Here is a 24,723-nt window from a genome sequence, read left to right as displayed (position 1 = left end):
GGTTCCGTTTCATGAACTGCCTCCCGCTCCAACCTAGGGTGAGGAACTAGTCCACGAAATCGGGTCAACTCCACCCCCCGTATACGCCGCATGTATACGCTGTTCGTATACGCCGTTCGTCTGCGCAGTCCATCCACCCCGCTACTTCCTCAAAGGCACCACCCGATAAAGCCCCCCCGTCGCCGAATTCTCGATCAGCCACAGCGCCCCATCCGGCGCCACCGCCTGATCGCGAATCTGCTTCCCGACGTCCCACCGTTCCGCCGTCGCGGCGCCGCCCTTGCCGTCGAAGACGATGCGCGTGAGCGACTTCGAGGCGAGGCCGCCGATGAGCGCGGAGCCGTTCCACTGGCGAAACATCTTGCCCTGGTAGAACGTGAGGCTGCCCGGTGCAATGACGGGCGTCCAGTAGATCACGGGCTTTTGCAGGTCGGCACGCGTATCGGGGCTCGGGATCGGTACCCCATTGTAGTTCGTCGCGTAGCTCACGAGCGGCCACCCGTAGTTCTTGCCGGGCTCAACGAGATTGAGCTCGTCGCCACCGCGCGGGCCGTGCTCCACTTCCCAGAGGCGGCCGTCGGGGCCGAAGGCAAGGCCATACGGCGTGCGGAAGCCGCTCGCCCACGTTTCTGACGGCGTCAGGTTCGGGCCGGGGAACGAATACGTGTAGACCGTCGGCGCCGTCTTGGCGAGCTCGGTGTCGCGCGGCGGGTTGATGATGTCGAGCGTGGGCGCACCGGTCTTCCCCGCCTGCGGATTCCCCGGCGCTGGCTTTCCGTCGAGCGTGAGGCGGAGAATCTTGCCCAACGGGGAGTTCGGATCCTGCGCCGGCGTCATGCGCTGACGGTCGCCCACCGCGAGATACAGGAACTGCTTGTCCTTCGAGAACGCGACCGCCGCGCCGAACTGTCCGCCGCGACCGCGCGCACCGTCGCGCCAGATGACCTGCAGGTTGTCGAGACTCGCCGTCCCCGTGCCCAGCGTGAGGGTGGCCCGCGCCAGCGCCAGACTCGAGCCGCCATCGCCCGGCTCCGAGTACGTGAGATAGACCTGCTTGTCGCTGGCGTAGTTGGGCGACAGGTAGATCCCAAGCATGCCGCCCTGACCCTGCGCAAGCACCGCCGGCACGTTGGCGACCGGCGTCTTCTCGCCCGTCTGCGTCACGAGCCACACCGGGCCCACCTTTTCGGTGATGAGCATCCGCCCGTCGGGCAGGAAGGCGATGCGCCACGGCAGGTTGAACGTGGCGACCTGCGTCATGGTGAACGGCAGGCTCGCTTCCGGCTTCTGAGTCCCGGCGTTGACCGGGCTGGCGGCCGCCTGCGCATGGGCCGCAGCACGCGGCACCGCGAGCGAGGAAGCAATCCCTACAGCGCTGAGAGACAGCAGCACCAACGTGGGGCGGGACGGGCGAATCATGAGCGCGTTGGCAAGAGCGATGGGAGGCAGAGGCCCAGAAGGGCCAGCACTGAAAGAAAGCCCGTCGGCGCGCGCCTTGCCACCGGCCCACCCCACGCCGAATTTCGGGGCGCACACTCCGTCCCCCCTCCTGCCGGAGCCGGTCGCCCATGAGTCAGCGCGTCATCAAGAGTCCCCGCCCCGACGTCCACATTCCCGATTCGGCCTTCGTGCCATTCGTCCTCGGCCGCGTCGACGAATTCGCCGATCAGCCGGCGTTCATCTGCGCCGTGACCGGCAAGACGTATACGTATCGTGGGCTACGAGACGCGGTACACACGGTCGCGGCAGGGCTGCACGCGCACGGCGTCCGCAAGGGCGACGTCGTGGGAATGGTCTGCCCCAATGTTCCTGACTTCGCCGTGGTGTTCTTCGCGACGTCGATGATCGGCGCCATTCCGAGCACGGTGAATCCCATCGCAACCGCCGAGGAGATCGGCGCGCAGTTCGCGGACTCGGAAGCGATCATGATCGTGACGATCCCCGACCTGTTCGACAAGTGCGAAGCCGCGTCGCGCCTGGCGGGCACCGTCAAGGAGATCGTCGTGCTGGGCGAACACGAGGGCGCGACGCCGTACAAGAACCTCTGGGCCTACGGCAGTGAACCGCCGGCGGTCGAGATCGACCCCATGAACGATCTCACCGCGCTGCCGTACTCCAGCGGGACGTCCGGCGTGCCCAAGGGGGTGATGCTCACGCATCGCAACGTCGTGGCGAATCTCTGCCAGATCGACGACATCACCGGCGTAATGCAGTCCGGTGATCATGTGCTGGGCGTGTTGCCGTTCTTCCACATCTACGGCATGGTGGTCGTGATGGGCGGTGCCCTCCGGCAGGGCGCGTGCGTGGTGACGCTGCCGCGCTTCGACCTGGAGCAGGTTCTCAAGGTCATGCAGGATCATCGCATCGCCTTCGCCAACGTCGTACCGCCCATCGTGCTGGCGTTTGCCAAGCACCCGGTCGTCGCCAACTACGATCTGTCCAATCTCCGTTACCTCTTCAGCGGCGCGGCCCCGCTGGGGGCGGACCTCGCCGACGCCTGCGAGAAGCGGCTGGGGATTCGTGTGCGCCAGGGGTACGGGCTCACCGAAACCAGCCCGGTCTCGCACTTCCATCCCATGGGCGATGACCGGGTCGAACTCGACTCCGTGGGGCCGTCGGCGCCGAACACCGAGTGCCGCCTCGTAGACTCGGATACCGGCGAGGATGTGCCGTACGGTGAGCGCGGCGAAGTCTGGATCCGCGGCCCGCAGGTCATGAAGGGCTACTTCAACAAGCCCGAGGCCACCGCCGCCTGCATGACGCCCGACGGCTGGTTCAAGACCGGCGACGTGGCGGTGGTGGACGAGCACGGCTGGTACAAGATCGTCGACCGCGTGAAGGAGCTGATCAAGTACAAGGGGCTGCAGGTGGCGCCCGCCGAACTGGAAGCCCACCTCCTCGGCAACCCGGCCATCGCCGATGCCGCCGTGATCCCCGTTCCCGATGACGAGGCCGGTGAGGTCCCCAAGGCGTTCGTGGTCGCCCGGGTACCGATCAGTGCCGAAGAGGTCATGCAGTACGTGGCCGACCGCGTCTCGCCGTACAAGAAGGTGCGGCAGGTCGAGTTTGTGGATACGATTCCCAAGTCGCCGTCGGGCAAGATCCTGCGGCGCCTGCTCGTGGACCGCGAGCGGCAGAAGCGTGCAGCCTCGTCCCCATCCTGACATTCACCAACCCCATGGCAGCGTCTCGTCTCGGTATCGGTTTCGTCGGCTCGGGCTTCAATGCCCGCTTCCACATGCAGGGCTTCCGTTATGTGCGCGACGCCGACGTGCTTGGCGTGTGGAGCCCCAACCAGAAGAACGCCGCCGCCGCGGCTCGCTACGCGCGCGAGCTCGAGGTGGGCGACGCGAAGGCGTACAAGAGCATCACCGACATGGTGGCCGATCCGGCCATCGATGCGATCTGGCTGAACGGACCGAATCAGGCGCGCATCGAGAACGTCGAGGAAATCTGCGACGCGGTGAAGTCGGGGAAGGGCACGCTCAAGGGCATCGCCTGCGAAAAGCCGCTCGCGCGCACCGTGGCGGAGGCGAAGCAGGTGATCAAGCTGGTCGAGAGCGCCGGCATCATGCATGGCTATCTCGAGAATCAGTACTTCTCGCCGCAGGTCGCGGTGGGCCATGACCTGCTTTGGCGCCGCGGTGCCGGTACCACCGGCGCGCCGTATCTGGCGCGTGCCGCCGAAGAGCACAGTGGCCCGCATGCGCCGTGGTTCTGGAACGGCAAGCTGCAGGGCGGCGGCGTGCTCAACGACATGATGTGCCACTCGTCGCTGGTGGTGCGCCAGCTGCTCTCCCCGCCGGGCGCGCCGCTGTCGAACCTCAAGGTCAAGCGTGTCACGGGCCACATCGCGAGCCTCAAGTGGTCGCGCAAGGAGTACGCGGCACAGCTCAAGAAGACCACCGGCGTGGACTACACCAAGACGCCGAGTGAAGACTTCGCGAGCGTGAACATCGAGTTCGAAACGCCGGAAGGGCGCACGGTGATCGGTGAGGCGACCACGAGCTGGAGCTTCGTCGGCCCCGGCCTGCGCCTCTCGGCCGAGCTGCTCGGCCCGGAATACTCGATGCGCTGGAACACGCTCGAGAGCGGCCTCGATCTCTTCTTCTCACGCGCCGTGAAGGGGCGGGTCGGTGAGGATCTCGTCGAGAAGCAGAACGCCGAAATCGGCCAGATGCCCGTCGTGGTGAACGAGGCCATCGCCTACGGCTATGAAGCCGAAGACCGCCACTTCGTACGCGCCTTCCTCGGCAAGGAGAAGCCGCTGCTCACGTTCCATGACGGTCTCGACATCGTGCGCATTCTGATGCACGCCTACAAGAGCGCCGAGCTCGGGAAGACGCTCGACTACAAGGAGAATGGCGTGGACAAGTTCGTGCCGGCGGTAGCCCAGGGCACTTGGAACCCATAACCAACCCACGACCCACAACCAAAAACCCGGAACTCTAAACTGATCAGTCTAGGGTTCCGGGTTGTATGTTTGGGGTTGTGTGTTGTAGGGTTCTCAGTCGCTCAATCCAATGCTTCTTCCAGCAATCCCGCAATCCGCGGCCGCGCCTCGGGCGCCGCGCCGCAACCTCGTCCGCAGCATGCTGCTCGGTGGTGCCATCGGGGCGTCACTCGCCATGCTCGGCTTCTGGATTGGCTCACGCTTCGCGAGCCTGTACGTCCTCGCCTCGCTGCGGGAGCTGCCAAGGAACGGTTGGGCGCTCTCGAGCGCGGCCTTAATCGCGTGGTTCCTCTCAACGTTGATTCATGAATTGGGCCACATCGCTGCCGGCGTGACGCAAGGCTTCCGATTCCAGCTGCTGGTAGTTGGGCCGTTCGCGGTGCAGCGCGACGGGCTGACCGATCGCATTCGCCTGGGGTGGAACCGGCAGTTTGAGCTCGCCGGCGGCGTCGCGGCGACACTCCCCGACAGCGACGAACGCCTGTCGTCACGAATGCGTTGGATGGTGATCGCCGGCCCGGTGGCGAGTGTGCTGCTGACCGTGCTGGCCGCGTGGTGGTGGTGGCATGCGCCCTCAGGGTGGGGGGGCGCCGTGCGATTTTTCACGGCGGTCATCGCCGCGGGCACCGGGATCGCCACGCTGATCCCGATGGACAATGGCAGCTTCGTGACCGACGGCAAGCGCTTCCTGCAGCTAGGCCGTGACGACGAGCGGGCGCGCCGCGACACCGCGCGTTTGGTCCTTTTTGTTCGTGAGCAGTCCGGCCTGCGCCTGCGCGATGAACCGGGCACCCGCATCGCCTCCCTGCTTGAACCGGCCGACGCCTCGCTTGGTGAAGTGGGGAGTCGCCTGGTTGCCGCCGCGTGGCTAGTCGACCACGGTGCGTACGACGAAGCGGAGCAGCATCTCGCTCGCGCCGCAGCGATCGCCGATGGCCTGCCGTTTTACATGGCCGCCGCCGTCGCCATCGAGCGCGCTCGCCTTGTGGCACAGTTCGCGCGCAATGGCGCGGCCGCGCGCGCGTTGCTCGCGCCACACGCCAAGGCGATGGCGCGGGCGCCGAAGATCATCCGCCAACAGCTCGACGCGGCCCTGGCGCTCGCCGACGGCGATGCCGAAATGGCGCATCGTCTCGCCACGGAAGCCATGCAGCTGCTACAGTCGTCACCCAATGCGCGCACCGGCAACAGTCAATGGGCGCTGGCGCGCCTCGCGGAGATCGAGGCGGCGAGTCGCGAAACCCAGGACGTTGCGCTCTAGGGCGTGATCTTCTGCGAATCCAACCGCCGATAATTCACATCCAGTGCCTCAAGCCGCTTGAGGTGCTGCGGCAACCGCTGCATGAAGTTGCCGAAGTCCTTGCGCGCCTTCGGGCTCCAAAGCCCCTCGCTGAGCGCGGTGAGCCGCGGGTAGGTCATGTACTCCACATGCTTGGCGTCGAGGATGTACTCCGTCCACACCTGTGCCTGCGCGCCGAGGATGTGCTTGGCCTGATCGGCGCTCAGTTCGCCGGGAATGGGCTCGAAGCTGTAGGCACTGTCGATGGGGGTGAAGCCACCGATCGCGAGCGGCTCGCTGGCCCGATCTCGGCTCTGGTAGTGATCGAAGTACGTATGGCTACCAGGCGCCATCACCACGTCGTGATTGGCTTTCGCGGCCGCGATGCCACCGGCCATGCCGCGCCAACTCATGACCGTCGCGCCTTCGGCCAGGCCGCCCTCGAGGATCTCATCCCAGCCGATCAGACGACGCCCTTTCTTGGTGAGGAAGGTGTCCATCTGGCGAATGAACCAGCTCTGCAGCTCGTGCTCGTCCTTGAGGCCGAGCTCCTTGATGCGGGCCTGGATGGCCGGGTTGGCCTTCCACTGGTCCTTGATCGCCTCGTCGCCGCCGATGTGAATCCACGGGCTCGGGAAGAGATCCAGCACTTCGCTCAGCACATCCTGCATGAACGCCACGTTGGCGTCGGTCGGATTGATGATGAACGGGCTCACACCCCACACCTGCAGGACACCGGGGTTGGGCGCCGTGTCGGGAGAACTCGAGAGCTGCGGATACGCGTAGACGGCCGCCTGGGAGTGCCCCGGCATCTCGATCTCGGGGACCACCGTGATCATGCGCTCGGCGGCATAGGCCACGACTTCGCGAATGTCGTCCTGCGTGAAGAACCCGCAGTGCTTCTTGCCGTCAAAGACGCGCTTCTTCGGGTCGGCGACATACGGGCCCACCAGCGTCTGGTCGCGGCAGGAGCCCACTTCGGTGAGGCGCGGATACTTCTTGATCTCGATGCGCCATCCCTGGTCTTCGGTGAGATGCCAGTGGAAGCGGTTGAGCTTATGCCGCGCGAGCAGATCGACGTACTTCTTGACGAACTCCTTCGGCATGAAGTGGCGCCCGACATCCAGATGCGCGCCGCGCCACGAGAACCGGGGGGCGTCTTCGATGTGCACCGCTGGGATCGTCCACTGCACCTTGGGCATCGGGGCGTCGCGGAAGATCTCGGGCGGGAGCAGCTGCTTGAGCGTCTCGAGACCGTAGAAGGCGCCCGCTTCACCGGTCGCGGTGATCACGACACCCGTGGCGGAGGCATCGAGCGTGTAGGCTTCGGGGCCCATGCCGGGCTTCTGCCGCAGCACGATCCCCGCCGGTGCCGGTCCCGTCGTGATGCGCAGGTCGAACCCGGTCGGATTTGCGATGTCACGCACGAAGCGATGGGCCACGTGATCGAATGCCGCCGGCGCTGACACTGCCGTGCGTGCCGTGAGCGTGTAGCTCCCCGTCTTCGGCGTCAGGACGCTCGGCCGTGGGATTACGGCATAGCGGCTCGTCTCGGGCGTGGGGAGCTGCGCCGACGCGGTAGTCGTGCCGACGACGGCAGCGAGAAGCAGGGCAGGGACGGGCAGACGCATGAGCGACTCGCAGGAGCAATGCCGGAGGAAATGCACAACGCCGCCCTCAGGCGGCGTTGTGAAGGGTCGAGACAAGTGCGCGAATGATCTCGGGATCGGTGCCGCGCGCGTGCACTTCGCGGAGTGGCGCCTGCGTGAGCAGCGCCCGCACGTGGTCCGCCCGAATGCCGCCGCCAGCCAGCACCGTCAGCCGTTCGCCGGCGCGATGCTGCAGCGCCGACAGCCGCGGAGCGCCTTCGAGCGCCGTACGCTGCGCGCCGCTGGTGAGCACGTAGTCCACCCCCAGGAGCAGCATGAGGTCGAGCGCCAGCATCTGGTCGACGATGGAATCGAAGGCCCGATGAAACGTGACCTTGAGCGGACGCGCGAGCTCCACGAATTCGGCCAGCTGCTGCGTGTGCAGCGTGCTGTTGGCCTGAAGTGGGCCCACCACGATGCCATCGACCCCCAGCTGGCGCATCGTGATGATGTCGTTCCGCATGACGTCGAGCTCGTCGTCGTCGTACAGAAAGTCGCGCGTGTGCGGGCGGATCATGACATGCAGCGGGATGCGCAGTTCATCGCGCACGCGCGCCACGAGGCCCAGCGACGGCGTCGTGCCACCATCGCCGGGGCCACAGAGTTCGACACGGCCCGCGCCATATTCCTGGGCACGGCGGGCGGTGAGGACGGAGTCGCAGCACGCCTCGACGAGGGGCACCGGAGAGGCCACGGCACTGCCGCCGCGACCGGTCAAGCGAGGAGCCGTCATTTAAGCGGTCGCGTTGGCGCGCACTGGCGCCGGGCGGAAGAGGAAGAGGAACACCGCGAACACCACCAGCGCACCGATTGCCGCGGTCTGCCACACCTGCAGCCAGTCATGCGCGGCGGTACCAGCGGCCGTGGTGGAGGCGTAGCGGCTCACGACGGAGCCCGAGACCGAGGCGCCTACGAAATAGCCCACGCCATTCGTGACGAGGTTGAGAAACCCCTGCGCGGCCGCGCGCACCTTGGGGCCGGCGACTTCGTCGGTGTAGATCTGACCGGCCACGAAGAAGAAGTCGTAGCAGACACCGTGGAGCAGAATGCCCGCGTAGATCAGCGCCATGCCACCGCTCGCGTCGCCGCGGCTGAAGGCGAAGTACCGGAGCCCCCAGGCGAGCATGCCGGTGAGCATGATCCACTTGATGCCGAGCTTGCGCAGCGCGAACGGGAGCAGGAGCATGAAGCCCACTTCCGACGCCTGGCCGAAGGACATGATCCCCGCCGCGTTCGGGACGCCGATCTCGTTCATGAACGGATTGGCGAACGCGTAGTAGAACTGCAGCGGAATGCACAGCAGGAACGAGCCGAGCGTGAAGATCACGAAGTCCGGGCGCTTGAGCAGCTGCAGTGCATCGAGCCCCAGCGCGTCACGCACGCTGAAGGGCGCGCCCGCCGCGCGCGGGGGCGTGTGCGGGAGCATCAGCGCAAAGAGCGCGAGCGCCGCCGAGCCAGCCGCCGAGATCTGCATCGGCAGCGCCAGCTTGTCGGCCTTGAGCACGAAGCCAACCAGAATGCCCGACGCCACGATCCACCCCACGGTCCCGAACACGCGAATGATCGGAAAATCGCGCGTCGAGTCGGAGACGTTGTGGAGAGAGATCGAGTTCGTGAGCGACAGCGTCGGCATGTAGCAGAACGCGTACGCCAGCAGCAGCGGGTAGAACGTGCCGAACGTGGTCTGCGTGGACATCAGGTACATCAGCACCGCGCCGAGCGCGTGCAGGATCGCCAGCAGCTTTTCACTGGCGAAGAAACGGTCGGCCACGATGCCCATGAAGAAGGGCGAGACGATCGCGGCGATCGCGGTGGCCCCGTACGCGCTGCCAATCTGCGTGTCGGTGAAGTGCAGCGTCTGGCCGAGGTAGGTCCCCATGGTGACAAACCACGCGCCCCACACGAAGTACTGCAGGAACATCATCGCCGACAACCGCGCCTTCGTTCCCATTACGGCAGCTCCTTGATGCGCACGTTCCGGAAGGCCACGCGGTTGCCGTGGTCCTGCAGGGCGATCTGCCCCGACCTGGCGCGCCCGTAGAACGGCGCGTTCGCAAACTTGCTCTTGGCGCGGCGCGCCTCCCAATCGGCAGAGCCGAGCTCGTACGACACCATCTTGGTGCCGTTCAGCCAGTGCTCCACGTGCGTGCCGTTCACCACGAGCCGCGCCGCATTCCACTCGTTCGCCGGCTTCACCGCGCCGCGGGGCGCCTCGTTGAGCGCATAGTTCGCTCCCGCCGAGGTGAGCGGATTCTTGCCGTCCGGATGTTTGGCGTCGTCGAGGATCTGCATCTCCGGCCCGGTGCGATACGACCACGACGTATCGGCCTTCGGATCGATGCGATAGATCACGCCGCTATTGCCGCCCGGCGGCACCTTCCACTCGAGTTCGAGTTCGAAGTTGGTGTAGTAGCGGTCACTCGTGAGGTCGCCACCGTTTCCGATGCGGACCAAGGTGCCGTCTTCGAAGCTCCACCCCGTGGGCGTCTTGCTCGGCGTGGCAAAGTTGTGCCAGCCGCTGAGCGAGCTGTTGGCGAAAAGCGTGACCCACTGGCCCGTGCGCGCCGCCGGGCGCGAGGCGGAGGCGGCGCGGGATGGCGCGCCGGTGGTTCCGCCGCCCGATGCACAGGCACCGAGGGCAAGGGTCAGGGTGAGCGGCAGCAGCGCGCCCCGGAGACCGGGGGCACGCCGGCGCTCGAAGCCGGGATGGTCAGGCGTCATAACGGGGGGAGGGGGAGTGCGGGGGCCCTCGCAATGCTAGGGCTTGGACCAGTCGCACGGAAGGCGCTGCGGGCATGGCATCGGACGTGCAAGCTGAGCCCCCAGAAGTTCTCCCGCTCGATCCCGTAAACGGAGTGGTCATCATGTCACTGCTGTGGACAGCCCTGATCGGTCTCATCGCTGGGGCGCTGGCCAAGGCCATCATGCCCGGGCGCGACCCCGGCGGCATCATCATTACCATGCTGCTGGGCGTCGCCGGCGCGATGCTCGGGACGTTCCTCGGCCGGAGCGTGGGGTGGTATCAGCCGGGCGAAGCCGCCGGACTGATTGCCGCCGTGGTGGGCGCCGTGCTCATCCTGTTCCTGTACCGGGCGATGCGTGGCCGGGGCGCCACCGTGTAAGCACGGGGCCACACGGCCCGCACGGTTTCGGACGGGGGGGCGGCGCGCTAGACTCGAAGGATGACCACCGACGAGCTGCTGCGCTTCCCCCTCGGCCGCTTTCTGCGCCAAGACACATACACGGCCAGCGAACGGGCCGATCACATCGACCGGCTCGCCAGCCAGCCCGCGCGCCTCGCCGCTGCCGTCTCCGGCTTCGTTGATCGCGACTGGGACAGCCCCTATCGCCCGGGCGGCTGGACGGTTCGCCAGCTCGTGCATCACGTCGCCGACAGCCACGTCAACGCCTACATCCGCGTGAAGCTCGGCCTCACCGAAGGCGAGCCGACGATCAAGCCGTACGATCAGGACGCCTGGGTGACACTCGCCGACAGTACGCTGTCACCCCTGGTGTCACTCACCCTGCTCGACGCCACGCACACGCGCCTCGTCGCCGTCCTGCACAGCATGGCCCCCGCCGATTTCGCGCGCACGATCTATCACCCCGAAAACGGTGTGATGACGCTCGATCAGGTCGCCGCGATGTACGCCTGGCACGGCGATCACCACATCAAGCAGCTGGAAAACTACCGCGCCAACCGCTAACCCCCACAGCACGTATACGCCCCTAGCAGTTCAAGGCCTCCCCTCCCAAACCCGCGCCCGCTCCCCCACCGCAATCACCCCATTGCCACCCGGGAGCGAGAACAACGCGTAGAGAATCCGATTGAGCGGATTCGTCTGCGCCACAAACCCGCTGCCGTCATAGCGCAGCACGGTGCCGCTGTCGCCCACCGCGTACACGTCGGTGGGCCCGCGCCCCCAGAGCGCCCGCAGGTCGCGCGTCGTCACCGCCGGCAGCTGCTGCCAGGTGAGCCCATCGAAGCGCAGCGTGGTGCCCGAGTCGCCCACCGCGAAGACGTCATTCGCCCCCGTGCCCCAGATGGCGCGCAGCCGGCGCGTCGTGGGCACCGCCATTGGGGTCCACCGGCCGCCGTCGAAGCGCAGCACGGTGCCCGAGTCGCCGACGACAAACACGTTGGTCGGATCGGTGCCCCAAACGGCGCGCAGAAACCGCGTCGTGCCGCTCGCCTGCGGGGTCCAGCCGGCGCCATTCGAGCGGAGGATCAGCCCCTGTTCGCCGGCCAGGATGTGCTGTCCGCCGCCGCTCCATGCCGCCCGCAGGAGGCGCGTCGTTGGCGGCGCGTCCTTGCGCCACGTGGTGCCATCGTAGCGCAGAATCGTCCCGGTATCCCCCACCGCCACGATGTCGGTCGGGCCGTTGCCGCTGATGGAGAACAGGTCATTCCCCGGTGGCACCGGCTCCGGCACCCAACTTCCGGCGGCGGTGCGTCGCAGGACCGTGCCGCCGAAGCCCACGGCGAAGTACGGCCCGGTCCCGCTGCCGTACACGCCGAGCAATGACGGGTCACTGATCTCGGTCGTGGCCGCAACGCCCGTACCGAGGCCACGCAGTCCCACCACGGTGCCGAACCAGCCGGCGAGCTTGGCCGACCCGTCGGCGCGCAGCGCGAGCGCGCGCAGGTTCTGGCCGTTGCCGATCGACAGGGCGCGCCACGTGGCGCCGTCGAACCACCACGTCGTGCCGTTGTTGCCCACGGCGTAGATGTCGTTGAACGCGCGCCCGCGAATGGCAAACAGATTCGCCGCATTCGGCGTGGGCATGCGGGTCCACGTGATGCCATCGTAGCGCAGCACCGTGCCGCCCACGCCCACGGCGAACACATTGCCCGCACTCGTCCCCCACACGTCAAAGAGCGGCGTGTTGTCGGGCGTCGCGAGCCGCCGCCACGATGTCCCATCGTAACGCAGGATCGTGCCGTTGTTGCCCACGGCGAAGAGCGTGCTGCTGTTGGCGCCCCAGATGCCCCAGAGCTCATCGGCGGCGCCACTCGCCATCACGTCGAGCGAGCTGCCGTTCCAGCGCAGGATGCGCCCCTGATCGCCGGTGATGTACACCTCGTTCGCGGAGAGCCCCCACACTTCGAGCCAGGTACCGCCGCTGAGGGGAGGGGTCACGCGCGTGAACGTGGTACCATTCCCGCGCAGAATGAGCCCCCCCGACCCCACGAGCCAGAGATCGGTCGGCGAGGCGCCCCAGATCCCGACGATCGTTTCCGTTGTGTTGAGCGGGATGAGCTGCCACGCGCCGTCATTCGTGGACTTGAGCAACGTGCCGTTCGGTCCGCCGGCGTAGGCGGTGCCCGCGCCATCATCCCATGCGGCCAGAAACGCTTCATCCGTCAGCCCCGCGCGTATCAGCTGCCATTGCATGAGCGGCGAGACCGCCGGCGTGACCGCGACGGTGCTGATGGCCGAGAGTGCGCCGCCGATGCCGCCCGCACTCGCCGTGATGCGCGCGGTGCCGGGCGCGACGGCGCGCACCACCCCGTTGGTGTCCACGGTGGCAATGCCCGGCGCATCGGAGCGCCAGGTCACCTTCACACTCGCGAGCGGCGCGCCCGTCGAATCACGCCCCTGAACCGTCAGCGGACGTTCCGCGCCGACGGCCAGCGCCAGCGTGACCGGTTGCACGGCCAGCGAGGCGAGCCGCGGATTGGCCGGCAGGACCGGCCTGGTCGGGTGGTCGGAGCAGGCGCTCACCAGCAGGAGCGCCACGGCGGTCACCAGGATTCGCAGCATGACTCGCAGGCTAGCGACTCCGTCCGGCTGGCCGCAATGGTCCGGCGCGCGGTAGCTTTGCCGCATGTCTCTCTCGTATGCACTACGCCGGCCGCGCCCGACGCGCGCCGCGGCGGTCGCCTCCCGTCTTGCTGGGCAGCTGGCCGCCGCGCTGCTCGTCCCCGCCGCCCTCGCCGCCCAGCGCGGCGTTCCGCGCACCTCGCCACCGGCGCCCGAGAGCGAGGTCTATCTCGTCCCGCTGGTCCTGCGTGGTGACACCGTCAAGACGGGGGTGCCGCTCAACCTCACGCGTCGCGCGGGCTATGACAATCAGCCCGCGTTCGCGCGCGACAGCCGCTCGATCTTCTACACCGCCACCCGCACGGCGCAGCCTGGTACGCCGGGGGGGACGCAGAGCGACATCTATCGCCTCGACCTCTCGACCGGTCTGACCAACCCGGTGTGGCACACCGATCCCGAGAGCGAGTACTCGGCGTTCCCGTCGCTCGACGACAAGGCGATTCACGTGATCCGGGTGGAGCGCGACTCCATCCAGCGCCTGTGGCGCGTCCCGCTCAGTGGCGGCGAGCCGTCGGTGCTGTTTCCGGACATCAAGCCCGTGGGGTACTTCGCGCAGCCCAACGACACCACCTTCGCGCTCTTCGTGCTTGGCACGCCCGCCACGCTGCAGCTCGCGCACACCACGACCGGCCGCGGGGAGGTGCTCGCGCGCGACATTGGCCGCTCCCTGCATCGCATTCCCGGTACGAACGCCGTGAGCTTCGTGCAGAAGGGGGCGACGCCGTGGAAGGTCATGCGCCTCGATCCGGACACCAAGGCGATGACCGAACTCGTCGCCCTGCCGGCCGGCACCGAAGATGTGGCCTGGGCCGACAGCACCACGTTGCTCGCCGGTAGCGGCACCACGCTGCTCGCGTGGAAGCGGGGGAGCGGTAGCGACGCGACGGCGTGGCAGAGGGTCGCCGACTACGGCTTTGCGCATCTCGCGCACATCACGCGTCTGGCCGTGAGCGGCAATCGCCAGTGGCTGGCGGTGGTCGCTGATGCGCAGCCGCGCGCCGCGGGGGCGGCGGCCACGAGTGCGGCCGCCAAGTGGGTCGACAAGGTCGACACCGCAAGCGTCCGTCGCCACATCGGCATTCTCGCCGCCGACTCCATGGAAGGGCGCATGACCGGCTCGCCGGGCATGGAGAAGGCCGCACGTTATCTCGAGGCGCAGTACAAGGCGGCGGGGCTCGCGCCCGCGGGGGATTCGGGCACCTATCGGCAGCGGATTCCGTTGCGCACCGCGCAGGGGCCCAATCAGCAGCCCGGTCGCACGCGCCCGGCGCCAGTCGAGAGCTGGGCGCAGTGGGCCACACTGCCAGCCGAGCAGCAGCTGCGCACGCAGAACATCGCCGGGGTGCTCCGCGGGAGTGACCCCGTGCTCAAGGACGAGGTGGTGCTCGTGACGGCGCACTACGATCACATCGGGATCGGCCGCCCCGTCGATGGCGACTCCATCAACAATGGCGCCGACGATGATGCGAGCGGCAATGTGGCGCTCCTCGAAATCGCCAAGGCGTTGCAGAAGGGCCCGCGCCCCAAGCGCACCATTCTGTTCATCTCCATCACCGGCGAAGAAGTGGGCGGCTTCGGCACCCGCTGGTATCTGCAGCACCCCATCCTGCCGCTCGAGAAGACGGTGGTCGATCTCAACATCGAGATGATCGCCAACGCCGATTCCCTCGGTGGCGGCTTCGGCAAGGCCTGGCTCACCGGCTATGAGCGCTCCGAACTCGGCGACCTCCTCGCCGACAACGGCATCCCGCTCGTGGCCGATCCACGTCCTGGGCAGAGCTTCTTCACGCGCAGCGACAACGCCGCGTTCGCACGCATCGGCATCCCGGCGCACTCGCTGTCGAGCTACAACCTCATCACGCCGTACCATTCGCCCAAGGACGAACCGTCGGTGGTGAACGTGCCGCACATGACCAAGGTCATCGAAGCGACGATCCGCGCCGTGCGGCTGCTCGCCGACGGCCCCAAGCCAGCGTGGCACCCGGGCGGTCAGCCCGAAGCGCGGCGGTAAGCCGGCGCGGAACCGTTCGCACCGAGCCTACAAAGAGCCACAGGGCCCACAGGGGACAGCAACGTGATCATCGCCGTCCTCCGTGGGCCCTGTGGCTCTTTGTGTGCCCTGTGCGAGCTATGCTGCGGCTGCCGCCGAGCCTAGGCCTTGGTAACGCCCCGGAAGCGCGGCGTGAAGCCCGGGAAGATGGCCCCCAAGTTCGTGTTGCCGAGCCGGTTCTGCACGATCTCGGCGAGAATGTCGCGATGGTCGAGCGTCACGCGCAGGTCCTGCCCCGATTCGAGATTCTCACGCGCGAGGCCGGGCCACGTGTTGATGAGCACCTTGCCGCCGGCGATCTTCTGCCCCATCGCGAAGGCGATGTTGCCGCGACCGTGGTCCGTGCCCTTGTCGCCATTCTCGCGGGCATTGCGGCCGAACTCGGAGATCACCACGAGCGTCACGTTCGTCGACGTGTTCCCCTGGATGATGTCGGCGTGAAACGCGGCGAGCGACTGCGACAGCTGCAGCATCAGGTTGTGCATGTACTGCCCGTCCACGCCGGGAATCGGCCCCTGCGTGGAGTGTGTGTCCCAGCCGCCAAAGAAGATGTGCGCGGCTTCGAGCCCCACATCGGCCTTGATCATCGCCGCCGTGCTGCGGAGGGCGTTCGAGAAGCCGCCGCCCGGATACACCGCGCCGTTCGTCGGCTGATAGCCGTTGAAGTTGATCGACTGCAGCAGCGAAATCGTGCGCGCGGTATCGAGCGCGTTCGACTGCACCGGATCGGGCGCGATGCCGAAGTTGTTCGCGAGGAACGCCGTGCGGGCCGCCTGGGTCGTCCCGCTGCCGCCAATCGTGAAGCCCGCAGGGTTGGGAATCGGTAGCGCCTTCGGGGCGCCCGAGAGCGTCACCGGCATCCCCGAGGTGTAGCTGAGGGCGCGCAGCGGCGCATCGGCCTTCGCCGGCGGCGTCATGGCGAGATGACGACCCAGCCAGCCGCCGTTGATCGTCACATCGGCCGGCTTGCCGACCTCCATGTAGCGCTGCGCGTCGAAGTGCGAGCGCGAGTTGTTCACTGAGCCGGTGGCGTGGGCCACGAGCAGGTTGCCCGCCTGATACGCCGGATAGAGCGGCGCCATCCCGGGCGAGAAGCCGAAGAAGTTGTCGAGCGCCGTGACCTTGGGCCCCGTGCCCGCCGCATCGGGGCGCGCGATGGCAATGTTCGGGCGCCCCGTGTAGTAATCCGGGTCACCGAACGGCACTACAAGCGACAGCCCGTCGCAGCCACCGCTCAGGAAGATCGACACGATCACATCGCGCGACGTGTTGGCCGACTGGGCCAACACGACCTGCGGCAACCATGTCGGCACAAAGGCGGCGACGCCGACACCGCCCAGCATGGTCAGGAAATCACGGCGGGCCAGCCCTTCGTACTCGCGGCAGCCGTGGTGGTCGTGATGATGGCTCATGCGGGGCTCAGGCTGGAGAAGAAGGCGACCGGGTGATCATCGGCCTCATCACTAGAACCACTGGAACTCGTTCGACGACAGCGCGAGCGCAATCGTTTCGCGCACGCGCGTCTCGTTGTACGTGCCGCCCTTGAGGTACGCGATGAGCGCCAGCTTGAGCGTGGCCGGAATCTCGTTGGCGAACAGTCGCGCGCTGATCTGGTTCACGACGCCTTCGGCGGTATCGAGCACACGGAACGGCGTGAGGTCGAAACGCGCCGTGGTGGTACTGGTGAGGCGCGACATCGTGCCCATGAAGTTCCAGCGGGTCACCACCAGACCGCTCCACCAATCCACGCGATCCGGGAAGCCATCGGGCTGCTCCCACTCGAAGAGCGGCTGCCCCATGAAGTCGGCGGGTTGCTTGATGCCGGAGCGGATGTTGTTCACCGTGCTCATGTCCATGCCGAGTCCGCGCATCGCCGACACGGTCAGATGGAACGGCCGCTTGAACTTGGCCGGCGCCGCCGACAGGTTCGCCGACGTCAGGATCGTGCGGATCATCGTCTTGATGTCACCCTGCGTCCGCGTGTACGCGGCCGCCGTCGCATCGATCACGCTCGTCGGCGGATCGTACGCCAGCAGATAGCGCGCCATCTTCGTGGCGATGAAGCGCGCCGTGTTCGGGTGAGTGAGCAGCATCGTGATGGCCGTGTCCGCCTCGCCCTTGAACTGCGCGTTCGTGGCGGTCGACGGCATGGCGGGGAACGCGGTGCCCAGAAACGTCTTCGCGTTGCGGTCGTGGTAGGTGCGGTTATAGCTGAAGGCGTACGTGTTGCCGTCGTACGAGTAGCCGGTCAGGATGCGCGACAGTTCGGCGACGTCATCCTGCGTGTAGCCGCCATCCACGCCCAGCGTGTGCAGCTCCATGATCTCGCGCGCGTAGTTCTGATTCGGCGTCGGCGTGCGGCTGGAGTACTGATCCAGGTAGTACAGCATCGCCGCACTCTGCGACGAGGCACGCAGCATCGTGAAGAAGTTGCCGAGCGCGTTGGGGCGGATCACGTCACGATCGTCGAGGATCTTCACCCACCCCGACTTGTTCGTGCTGATGTTGAAGTGATCGCTCCAGAACTCCACCATGCGCTCACGCAACTGCGCCTTCGCGAACGCGGCGCGGTACCAGGTCGCATCGGTGAGCTGCTCCACCGCCTCGTTGCCATCCTGCGTCTTGAGCGTGGCGACCGGCATGCCGACCATCGGGCACCGCTGCGCGATCGCCGCCTCCGTGGCGCTGTCGTCGATCTGGTCAGCGCGGAGGTGATACTCGAGATACCCGTTGTACCCGAGCTGGCGCGCGAGCGCGACTTCGGCCGGATTGAGGCCGAACGTGATGCGGCGAACGAGGCGGAGCAGGGGATCCTGCCACGTGAGCGCGACATCGCTGCCCGGCACGCGACTCGGCGTCACCGGCTTGCTGCGCGAGCCAACCTTAGGCGGCTGTGCTTCGACGGCCGCCGTCGGACTCAGCGCCGCCAGCGCTCCCAGCGCGCTCGTGCCGAGTGCCAGAAAGCGGCGCCGATCGGCGCGAGGGGTCTCGGTCGTGGGCACTTCGTCGGCAACGGGTTCCGTCACGGTGTCCATGTCGAAGGCGCAGTAAGAGTCAGAGAGGCCCGGCACGTGAACAATGCTTCAGCGCCACCACGACGATGTCAACAGACACGACGCAACTCGTCGTTCCCGCGTGATCACGCGTTGTGGAATCGTGTGGGCGCGCGCCACGCACGTGACTCGGCGATCACGTGACGTCCGTCACGCGACCCCCCGCGCCACATGATCGACGCGTCAGAGTTGTCCGGCGTTAAGCCCATAAATCGCCTGCAGCAACGCGAGCGCGACAAAGCCCACGATGCCACCGAATACCAGAATGAGGAACGGTTCGATGATCGCGACGAGCTGCGCGATACGACGCTGCACCGCACCATCCGCGGCTACCGCGGCGCGCTGCGCCATCGCCGCGAGGGCGCCGGCACCTTCGCCCGCCTCCAGCAGCCGACGCGCCAGCGGTGGCAGGCAGGCGCCGATCGCCTGTGACAGCGACGCGCCATCGCGCACCGCGGGTTCCGCCGGCGCGAGGGCGGCCGCGAGCGCCTGGTTGCGGACGCCGCGACGCGCCAGCCGCATGGCGCTCAGGACGGGGACGCCGTTGGCGAGCGCGAGCGCGAGACTGTCGAGATAGCGCGCGGCATCACGCGCCCGCTCGAGCGGCCCGATGACGGGGAGGTTCAGGCGCCAGGCATGCCAGCGGGCCGCGCCGGCGGGCGTCTGCACGAAGCGCCAGGCCGCGACCCCGCCCAGCACCAGGGCGGCCAGCAGGAGCCAGCCGCCGCGCGCCAGCAGCGCGCCGCTCGCCACCAGCAGGCGCGTCGCCCACGGGAGCGGCATGCCGCTGTCGGCGAGAAGCGCCGCAAAGCGCGGGACAACCACCAGCAGGATCACCAGGGTGCCGGTCACGCTCGCCACCGCGAGCAGCGTGGGATAGACGAGCGCGGCGCGCAGCGCCTGCATCGTGCGTTGCTGGCGCTCGAGGTGATCGGCCAGGCGCGCGAACGTCGCCGGGAGGGCGCCCGTGGCCTCGGCGGCGGCAAAGGCGGGGCCGAACGTCGCCGGGAGCTCCGGCACGGCGTCGGCCGCCGCCGCGAGCGACTCGCCACGCCGCACCCGGTCGCGCAGCGCGGCAAAGGCGGGCCCCCAGCGCGCTGACGAGGAGGCGCCCGCGTCCGAATCCACGGCGTGGCCCAGCGCGCGATCCAGCGGGACGCCGGCGGCCAGCAGCGTGGCCGCCGCGCGCGTCGTGACGGCGAGCTCTTCGAGATCGCGGCCCGCGAGGCGCGCCCAGGCGGTGGTCACCACATGCGCGAAGGATCGCGTGCCCGAACCGCCAGTCGCCCCCGCGGCCTCCGAACCCGCGAGATTCGAACCCGCGACCTTCGAACCCGCAGTCGGCCTCATCGGTGCACCGGCGACCGGCTCGAGATCGATGACCCACAGTGCGCGCGCCTGCAGCGCGGCTACGGCGGCTTCGGCGTTCTCAGCGGCGATATCTCCGCGCGCTTCACGGCCGCTCGCATCACTCGCCCGATAGCGCCAGCGCGGCTCCGGTGCGCGCGTGGTCACCAGCGCTCCTCACCCAGGACGCGCGTCACTTCGGCCGCGGTCGTGACACCCTTGCGCACGGCGCGCCGTCCGTCGTCGAGCAGCGAGGCGGCGCCGGCCGCCCGCGCCAGCTCACGCAGCGTGCCAACGGGTGCCCCGTGCGTCAGCGCCTCGCGCAGCGCCTCGGTCATGACGAGCAACTCGGCGATCGCGGCGCGCCCCCGATATCCGGTGCCGGCGCAGCTGTCGCAGCCGGTGCCGCGCCGGATGGTGTCGGGGACCTGAGCGGCGCCGTCAAAGAGCGCCTGCTCGGCAGCCGTCAGTGGCTGCGGCACGGCACAGCGCGCGCAGACACAGCGTACCAGTCGCTGTGCCATGACCCCCTGCAGCGTCGCCGCGAGCAGGTAGGGCGGCACGCCCATGTCCCGCAGCCGAGCCAACGCGCCGACCGCGTCGGTGGTGTGCACGGTGCTCAGAACGAGGTGTCCCGTCAGGGCCGCGCGCACCGCAATTTCGGCGGTCTCGGCGTCGCGCATTTCGCCCACGAGAATCACGTCCGGGTCGTGACGGAGAATGGCGCGCAACGCGTCGGCGAAGCCAAAGCCGGCGCGGACATTCACCGGCAGCTGCACGATGCCGTCGAGGCGGTACTCGACCGGATCTTCCACCGTCACCACCTTCACGCCCGGCGTGCTGCGCTCGCGCAGCGCGGCGTAGAGCGTGGTCGTCTTGCCGGAGCCGGTGGGGCCGGTCACCAGGACAAGTCCCGCGCTGCGCTGGACCAGGGAGCGCAGGGGGGTGAGCAGGGCGGCGGGGAACCCCAGGCCGTCGAGCGTCTGGGGCTGCGCATCGCCGCCGCCATCGAGGAGGCGGAGCACGACGCTCTCGCCGTGGAGCGCGGGCAGCGTGCTCACGCGCACATCGAGCTCGCGCTCCCCCACGCGCACTCGCGCGCGACCGTCCTGCGGCAGGCGTCGTTCGGCGATATCCAGCCCGGCCAGCACCTTGAGCCGCGAGATCACGGCGGCGCGGAACTCCGGGCCCAGCTGCTGGGCATCGTGCAACACGCCGTCCAAGCGCATACGCACGCGGAGCGTGTCGGGGCGCGTTTCCAGATGCACATCGCTCGCCCCCGCCCGCATCGCCTCGGCGAGCATGGCGTTCACCACCTGGACGACCGGTTCGCGACTCGCGAGCGCGCGCAGATCGTCGAGGCTCTCCACGGCATCGCCGGTGAGCAACGGCGCCAGCGCGTCGGCCGTCGCCGTACGCGGAGCGGCCAGCAGGGCGGCGCGCACATCGCCCGGCGGCACCGGCACCACCTGGACGGCGGCATCCAGCTCGCGCTCGAGCGCGTCCTGGACATGGGGCGAGAGCGCGCCATCGGCGGCGACCTCCACCACGCCATCACGCACGGCGAGCGGCAGCACCGCGTGCTCCTCCAGCCAGCGGGGCGGAAAGCGCAGCGCCAGCGGCCCCGCCGCGGCCGCTCGCAAGGTGCGCGCGTCGATCATGCCACCGATCCCATGGCGTTACCGCGCACCCGGCGGCGGGCGCTTCACGGGCGTGGTGCCCGGCGGGCTGAGCGGCGTGTCGTCGAGCGCGCCGGGGGAGCGCTCTTCCATGCGCTTGCGGACGCGTTCGCGAATGGCATCGGCGTCGGCATCGCTGCGCACGATGTACGGCGTGACGAAGATCGCGAGCTCGGTGCGCTGCCGCGTGGTGCTCTGCCGCTTGAACAGTGCGCCCAGCCCCGGAATGTCCTTGAGGAACGGGATGCCCTGATCCTGCGTCTGCCGCTGATCGCCAATGAGACCGGCGATGACGACCGTTTGTCCATCGCGCAGCACCGCGCGCGTGTTGGCCTCGCGGGTGGAGATCACCGGCGCGCTCAAGGCGGCGGCCACCGTCTGCGGCGTGAGCGAACTCACTTCCTGCAGCAGCTGCACGGTGACGTAGCCATCGTCGTTGATGGTCGGCACGATGGACAGCTTGGTGCCCACGTCCTGATACTGGACGGCGCGGTCGATCGAGACATCGTTGCCGAGGCGCGTGGACGAAATGAACGGCACCTTGCTCCCCACCAGGATCGACGCCTCGCGATTGTTGGCGGCGATCAGTTCGGGCGACGACAGCACGCGCACATCGTTCTTCGAGGCAATGGTGCGCAGCAGCGTGCGCACGCCGGTGCCGTTCTGCAGCCGCACCATGCGCAGCAAAAAGTTCGACGACGTGGTATCGGGCATCTCGGGATTCCCGAACGCCGCATTCACATCCCCGCCGCGGTTCACGGCGTTCCAGTCGAGCCCGAATTCGGTGCCGCGCCCGAGCGCGATCTCGGCGATGGTGACCTCGAACAGCACCTGCGCCGGCCGCGTGTCGAGCGCGAGGATCGTTTCGCGCAACATCGGGAAGTTGGGCGGCGCCGTGCGGATCACGAGGGCATTCGTGGGGCCATTCGCGACGACCGTGGTGCGCCCCACGAGCAGTCCGGCCGCCGAATCCCGCGGCGCGGCGGCGGTGGGCGTGGCCGGCGTCGCCGGCGCATTCGTCATGCTGTTGCGCGTGCGGAAGGTCTCGAGTTCGCGGCCCCGGAACGTATCGAGGGCGCGCGAGAGCGAGCGATCGGCGAGTGATCCCCCCGCGCTCGAGGCCACCTGAATGCCAAAGAGCTGCCCTAGCGACGCGGCGAGATCTTCGGCCGCCGCGTACTTGAGATTCACGACGTACGTACGCAGCCCCGACTCGCCGGCGGGCGCCGCATCGAGCGTCTTCAGCAGCCCGAGATAGCGCGACAAGTTGCTGCCGCGGTCGGTGATCAGCAGCGCGTTCGAGCGGGCCACGATCTCCACGCGGGCGCCCTTGGCGAGCACCGCGCGCAGCGCCTCGGCGCCTTCATCGGCACGAATGGCCTGCAGTGGCACCAGCTGCGACGCGAGTCCGAGCGGGGCCGGATCGGGGAAGGTGAAGCCCGTGCGCAAATCCCCGGCGGCCGGCGCCTTTTCGTTGGGCAGCACCTGCGCCACCGTGCCACTCGGCACGAGCATCAGGCCGTGTGACTCGAGCAGCGATTCCATCACCCGCTCGAGCTCCGCCTTGCTCACCCCCGCCGGCGTCGCAAAGGTGACGCGGACATCGGGGATGTCGCTGAGGATCACCGTGCGACCGAGCAGCGTCGCCAGCGTGCGTATGACATCGGCCAGGCGCGCGTTGGCGAAGTCGAGCGTGTTGCCACGGAGCGCCGCCTCGCGCGACGCGGTGTCGCGCGGCGGCGTCTTCGTGGCGCCCTGCGCGAGCAGCGGACTCGCCAGACACACCAGCAACGGACCGACCGCGGCGATCGGCCACGGTCGCAAACGATGACCCATCATGGAGGGGACCCGACAGAGTCAGAAGAGGAGCGGCGGGAGAGGCGCACGGTGCGCGCCCCCGCCGAAGAGAGCAAATCCACACGATCGGTGCCGATGCGCTGCACGCGCCACGCCCCGATCCGCGCCCCGACCGCCACCAGGCGCGGGGTGCTGTCACTGGCGCTCTGCAGCAGCGCGCGCGGTGTGCCATCGACCTGCACGATGCCGAACAGCTGCGGTCCGCCGTCGGCGGCCAATGCGCCGGGCAGCTCGGGGATCAGCGGGGCCTCCACCGCGGGCTCGGTACCCGGGAGGCGGAACCGTTCGCGCGGGGCCCGGCGCGACCCGCTGAACAGGTTGGTCGCCACGATTTGCGCACGCACGCTGTCGCTCGTGCTCACGACCGCCGGGCGTGCCGGTGGTACCGGCGCCGGGCGCGAGGCCGGCTCGACGGTCACCGACGCGGGCCACACCAGCACGATGCCGGCGACGAGGGCCACGAGCAGCGCCACCAGCTCCACGCTGGCGGGCGTGAGACGCCCGATGCGGCGCCGGGTCATGCGCGGCGCGCTCATTCGAGCACCACCGGCGCGCGCACGCCAAGCGTCACCTGCAGGACATCCGGTGCGCCACGGAGCGCGGTGTTCTGCGTGACGGCGAGCCGCTCCACGCGGAGCACCCGCGGCCCCCGCTCGAGCGTGGCCAACAATGCCGCCAGCCCATGGATGTCGCCCACGACCGACAGCGTGGCGGTGACGATTTCATCGCTCTCGGCCGTCACGTCCACGCGGTTCACGGCGAGGCCGGCGCCGTCGCTGGCCTCCTGCAGCCACGCTTGCAGGGCGCTGGCCGCCAGTGCGGCGGTGCGCGCATGCAGCACGCGGCGCGGCGCGCCGGCGAGTTCGCGTTCGGCGATCGTCGCCGCCTGCGTGAGCTGCGGCGCCTGCGCCGCAAGCGCCTTGAGCTGCGCCGTGCGCGCCAGCACGGCCGCGAGGCGCGTCTCGCGCGCCTGCCACGCCTGCGCGAAGGGCACGACCCCGCGCATCACGATCAGCGTGAGCAGGACGACGCCAATGCCCCACACGATCGTGCGCTGCTCACGCGCCGAGACGAGCGCGCCGTTACCGTTGGCCACGCGTCCCTCCCGGTGCCGCGGTGGAATCCCGCGCCCCGCCGCGCACCGCGAAGCCGATCGAGAACGAACTGCGTGGTGTACCGCCATCGAGGAATCGCGTACTCGGCGCCAGCGAGCGCACCTGCTCGAACACCGGCACGGCATCGAGGCGTGGCACGAGCCCCGCCGCATCGATCGCGCTGCCGTCGATCTTCCATTGGCGTCCATCCCACTCGAGATGCTGCACGAACGCGGACGGCGGCAGCAGCGCTCCGAGTCGGGCGATGACCAGCGACGGCGCACCCGGGTGGGCGGCATCGGCATTCGCGCGCTGCAGCAGCGCGCTTTCCCGATCCGCGCGCAGCAATCGCGCCTGCGCTGCGAGGGCGCCCGCGGCGTCGGCCGCCGCGGCTTCCTGCGCCGCTTCCGCGGCTGCCAGCAAGATCGGAAGAGCGT

The 24,723-nt window shown here is 68.5% G+C and carries 20 protein-coding genes; 6 read left to right on the top strand and 14 right to left on the bottom strand.

Features of this window, described 5'->3' with window-relative positions:
- Nucleotides 1-141 precede the first annotated feature (141 nt).
- Nucleotides 142-1,419 carry a PQQ-dependent sugar dehydrogenase gene (locus K2R93_20685; protein ID MBY0492269.1) on the bottom strand — a complete coding sequence of 426 codons (1,278 nt, stop codon included), beginning with the start codon at nt 1,417-1,419 and terminating at the stop codon, nt 142-144.
- 149 nt (nt 1,420-1,568) lie between these two features.
- Between K2R93_20685 and K2R93_20680 the strand changes: the two genes are divergently transcribed.
- The 3 genes from K2R93_20680 to K2R93_20670 all read left to right on the top strand — a co-directional run bounded on the left by K2R93_20680 (nt 1,569) and on the right by K2R93_20670 (nt 5,714).
- A complete protein-coding gene (locus K2R93_20680; GenBank protein ID MBY0492268.1) occupies nt 1,569-3,164 on the top strand; it encodes an AMP-binding protein in 1,596 nt (531 codons plus the stop codon).
- A 14-nt stretch (nt 3,165-3,178) separates the two neighbouring features.
- A complete protein-coding gene (locus tag K2R93_20675; GenBank protein ID MBY0492267.1) occupies nt 3,179-4,414 on the top strand; it encodes a Gfo/Idh/MocA family oxidoreductase in 1,236 nt (411 codons plus the stop codon).
- Nucleotides 4,415-4,523: 109 nt separating this feature from the next.
- Nucleotides 4,524-5,714, top strand: coding sequence for a hypothetical protein (locus K2R93_20670; protein ID MBY0492266.1), 1,191 nt, complete (start codon nt 4,524-4,526; stop codon nt 5,712-5,714).
- Here the strand turns inward: K2R93_20670 and K2R93_20665 are convergent.
- Genes K2R93_20665 through K2R93_20650 form a run of 4 tightly spaced genes read right to left on the bottom strand, consistent with a single transcriptional unit; the run spans nt 5,711 to nt 10,102 of the window.
- Nucleotides 5,711-7,363: a beta-N-acetylhexosaminidase gene (locus tag K2R93_20665; GenBank protein MBY0492265.1), complete on the bottom strand. Its 1,653-nt coding sequence runs from the start codon at nt 7,361-7,363 to the stop codon at nt 5,711-5,713. The two genes, K2R93_20670 and K2R93_20665, sit on opposite strands and share 4 nt — an antisense overlap.
- A gap of 46 nt (nt 7,364-7,409) precedes the next feature.
- A complete protein-coding gene (locus K2R93_20660; GenBank protein MBY0492264.1) occupies nt 7,410-8,114 on the bottom strand; it encodes a hypothetical protein in 705 nt (234 codons plus the stop codon).
- Nucleotides 8,115-9,332 carry a nucleoside permease gene (locus K2R93_20655; protein MBY0492263.1) on the bottom strand — a complete coding sequence of 406 codons (1,218 nt, stop codon included), beginning with the start codon at nt 9,330-9,332 and terminating at the stop codon, nt 8,115-8,117. It lies immediately after the preceding gene.
- Complete coding sequence (locus tag K2R93_20650; GenBank protein ID MBY0492262.1) at nt 9,332-10,102, bottom strand: DUF1080 domain-containing protein; 771 nt, start codon at nt 10,100-10,102, stop codon at nt 9,332-9,334. The genes K2R93_20655 and K2R93_20650 overlap by 1 nt, the downstream gene beginning before the upstream one ends.
- Before the next feature lie 143 nt (nt 10,103-10,245).
- On the opposite strand from K2R93_20650, the gene K2R93_20645 reads away from it, so the two are divergent.
- Nucleotides 10,246-10,503, top strand: coding sequence for a GlsB/YeaQ/YmgE family stress response membrane protein (locus tag K2R93_20645; GenBank protein ID MBY0492261.1), 258 nt, complete (start codon nt 10,246-10,248; stop codon nt 10,501-10,503).
- Nucleotides 10,504-10,563: 60 nt separating this feature from the next.
- The gene (locus tag K2R93_20640; protein MBY0492260.1) at nt 10,564-11,088 is read left to right on the top strand and encodes a putative metal-dependent hydrolase; all 525 of its coding nucleotides are present in this window, start codon (nt 10,564-10,566) and stop codon (nt 11,086-11,088) included.
- A gap of 30 nt (nt 11,089-11,118) precedes the next feature.
- On the opposite strand, the gene K2R93_20635 is transcribed toward K2R93_20640, so the two are convergent.
- Nucleotides 11,119-13,146, bottom strand: coding sequence for an Ig-like domain-containing protein (locus K2R93_20635; GenBank protein ID MBY0492259.1), 2,028 nt, complete (start codon nt 13,144-13,146; stop codon nt 11,119-11,121).
- Nucleotides 13,147-13,210: 64 nt separating this feature from the next.
- Between K2R93_20635 and K2R93_20630 the strand changes: the two genes are divergently transcribed.
- Complete coding sequence (locus K2R93_20630; protein MBY0492258.1) at nt 13,211-15,217, top strand: M20/M25/M40 family metallo-hydrolase; 2,007 nt, start codon at nt 13,211-13,213, stop codon at nt 15,215-15,217.
- 140 nt (nt 15,218-15,357) lie between these two features.
- Here the strand turns inward: K2R93_20630 and K2R93_20625 are convergent, their stop codons facing one another.
- The 8 genes from K2R93_20625 to K2R93_20590 form a co-directional block, all read right to left on the bottom strand.
- On the bottom strand, nt 15,358-16,668 hold the full coding sequence (locus K2R93_20625) for a DUF1501 domain-containing protein (protein ID MBY0492257.1): 1,311 nt from the start codon (nt 16,666-16,668) through the stop codon (nt 15,358-15,360).
- A gap of 51 nt (nt 16,669-16,719) precedes the next feature.
- A complete protein-coding gene (locus K2R93_20620; GenBank protein ID MBY0492256.1) occupies nt 16,720-18,291 on the bottom strand; it encodes a DUF1800 domain-containing protein in 1,572 nt (523 codons plus the stop codon).
- A 201-nt stretch (nt 18,292-18,492) separates the two neighbouring features.
- Complete coding sequence (locus tag K2R93_20615) at nt 18,493-19,824, bottom strand: type II secretion system F family protein (GenBank protein ID MBY0492255.1); 1,332 nt, start codon at nt 19,822-19,824, stop codon at nt 18,493-18,495.
- Nucleotides 19,821-21,317 carry a GspE/PulE family protein gene (locus tag K2R93_20610; GenBank protein MBY0492254.1) on the bottom strand — a complete coding sequence of 499 codons (1,497 nt, stop codon included), beginning with the start codon at nt 21,315-21,317 and terminating at the stop codon, nt 19,821-19,823. The genes K2R93_20615 and K2R93_20610 overlap by 4 nt, the downstream gene beginning before the upstream one ends.
- A gap of 18 nt (nt 21,318-21,335) precedes the next feature.
- Nucleotides 21,336-23,174 (bottom strand): hypothetical protein, encoded by a 1,839-nt coding sequence (locus K2R93_20605; GenBank protein MBY0492253.1) that lies wholly within the window; start codon nt 23,172-23,174, stop codon nt 21,336-21,338.
- Entirely contained in the window at nt 23,171-23,713 is a 543-nt protein-coding gene (locus tag K2R93_20600) for a hypothetical protein (GenBank protein ID MBY0492252.1), read from the bottom strand. The genes K2R93_20605 and K2R93_20600 overlap by 4 nt, the downstream gene beginning before the upstream one ends.
- Before the next feature lie 11 nt (nt 23,714-23,724).
- Nucleotides 23,725-24,288 (bottom strand): hypothetical protein, encoded by a 564-nt coding sequence (locus K2R93_20595; protein MBY0492251.1) that lies wholly within the window; start codon nt 24,286-24,288, stop codon nt 23,725-23,727.
- The coding region (locus K2R93_20590; GenBank protein ID MBY0492250.1) for a PilN domain-containing protein at nt 24,275-24,723 on the bottom strand (449 nt) is incomplete at its 5' end. The genes K2R93_20590 and K2R93_20595, both read right to left, overlap by 14 nt.

The sequence above is a fragment of the Gemmatimonadaceae bacterium genome, from assembly GCA_019752115.1.
In the GTDB taxonomy this organism is placed as follows: domain Bacteria; phylum Gemmatimonadota; class Gemmatimonadetes; order Gemmatimonadales; family Gemmatimonadaceae; genus Gemmatimonas.
The sequence above is the reverse complement of the archived record's forward strand: the minus strand, read 5'-3'. Positions and strand labels throughout refer to the sequence as shown.

What these genes read in the sequence shown, in the direction of transcription:
- K2R93_20685 (MBY0492269.1), bottom strand. Translation starts at nt 1,419, where the DNA reads ATGATTCGCCCGTCCCGCCCCACGTTGGTGCTGCTGTCTCTCAGCGCT.
- K2R93_20680 (MBY0492268.1), top strand. Translation starts at nt 1,569, where the DNA reads ATGAGTCAGCGCGTCATCAAGAGTCCCCGCCCCGACGTCCACATTCCC.
- K2R93_20675 (MBY0492267.1), top strand. Translation starts at nt 3,179, where the DNA reads ATGGCAGCGTCTCGTCTCGGTATCGGTTTCGTCGGCTCGGGCTTCAAT.
- K2R93_20670 (MBY0492266.1), top strand. Translation starts at nt 4,524, where the DNA reads ATGCTTCTTCCAGCAATCCCGCAATCCGCGGCCGCGCCTCGGGCGCCG.
- K2R93_20665 (MBY0492265.1), bottom strand. Translation starts at nt 7,363, where the DNA reads ATGCGTCTGCCCGTCCCTGCCCTGCTTCTCGCTGCCGTCGTCGGCACG.
- K2R93_20660 (MBY0492264.1), bottom strand. Translation starts at nt 8,114, where the DNA reads ATGACGGCTCCTCGCTTGACCGGTCGCGGCGGCAGTGCCGTGGCCTCT.
- K2R93_20655 (MBY0492263.1), bottom strand. Translation starts at nt 9,332, where the DNA reads ATGGGAACGAAGGCGCGGTTGTCGGCGATGATGTTCCTGCAGTACTTC.
- K2R93_20650 (MBY0492262.1), bottom strand. Translation starts at nt 10,102, where the DNA reads ATGACGCCTGACCATCCCGGCTTCGAGCGCCGGCGTGCCCCCGGTCTC.
- K2R93_20645 (MBY0492261.1), top strand. Translation starts at nt 10,246, where the DNA reads ATGTCACTGCTGTGGACAGCCCTGATCGGTCTCATCGCTGGGGCGCTG.
- K2R93_20640 (MBY0492260.1), top strand. Translation starts at nt 10,564, where the DNA reads ATGACCACCGACGAGCTGCTGCGCTTCCCCCTCGGCCGCTTTCTGCGC.
- K2R93_20635 (MBY0492259.1), bottom strand. Translation starts at nt 13,146, where the DNA reads ATGCTGCGAATCCTGGTGACCGCCGTGGCGCTCCTGCTGGTGAGCGCC.
- K2R93_20630 (MBY0492258.1), top strand. Translation starts at nt 13,211, where the DNA reads ATGTCTCTCTCGTATGCACTACGCCGGCCGCGCCCGACGCGCGCCGCG.
- K2R93_20625 (MBY0492257.1), bottom strand. Translation starts at nt 16,668, where the DNA reads ATGAGCCATCATCACGACCACCACGGCTGCCGCGAGTACGAAGGGCTG.
- K2R93_20620 (MBY0492256.1), bottom strand. Translation starts at nt 18,291, where the DNA reads ATGGACACCGTGACGGAACCCGTTGCCGACGAAGTGCCCACGACCGAG.
- K2R93_20610 (MBY0492254.1), bottom strand. Translation starts at nt 21,317, where the DNA reads ATGATCGACGCGCGCACCTTGCGAGCGGCCGCGGCGGGGCCGCTGGCG.
- K2R93_20605 (MBY0492253.1), bottom strand. Translation starts at nt 23,174, where the DNA reads ATGATGGGTCATCGTTTGCGACCGTGGCCGATCGCCGCGGTCGGTCCG.
- K2R93_20600 (MBY0492252.1), bottom strand. Translation starts at nt 23,713, where the DNA reads ATGACCCGGCGCCGCATCGGGCGTCTCACGCCCGCCAGCGTGGAGCTG.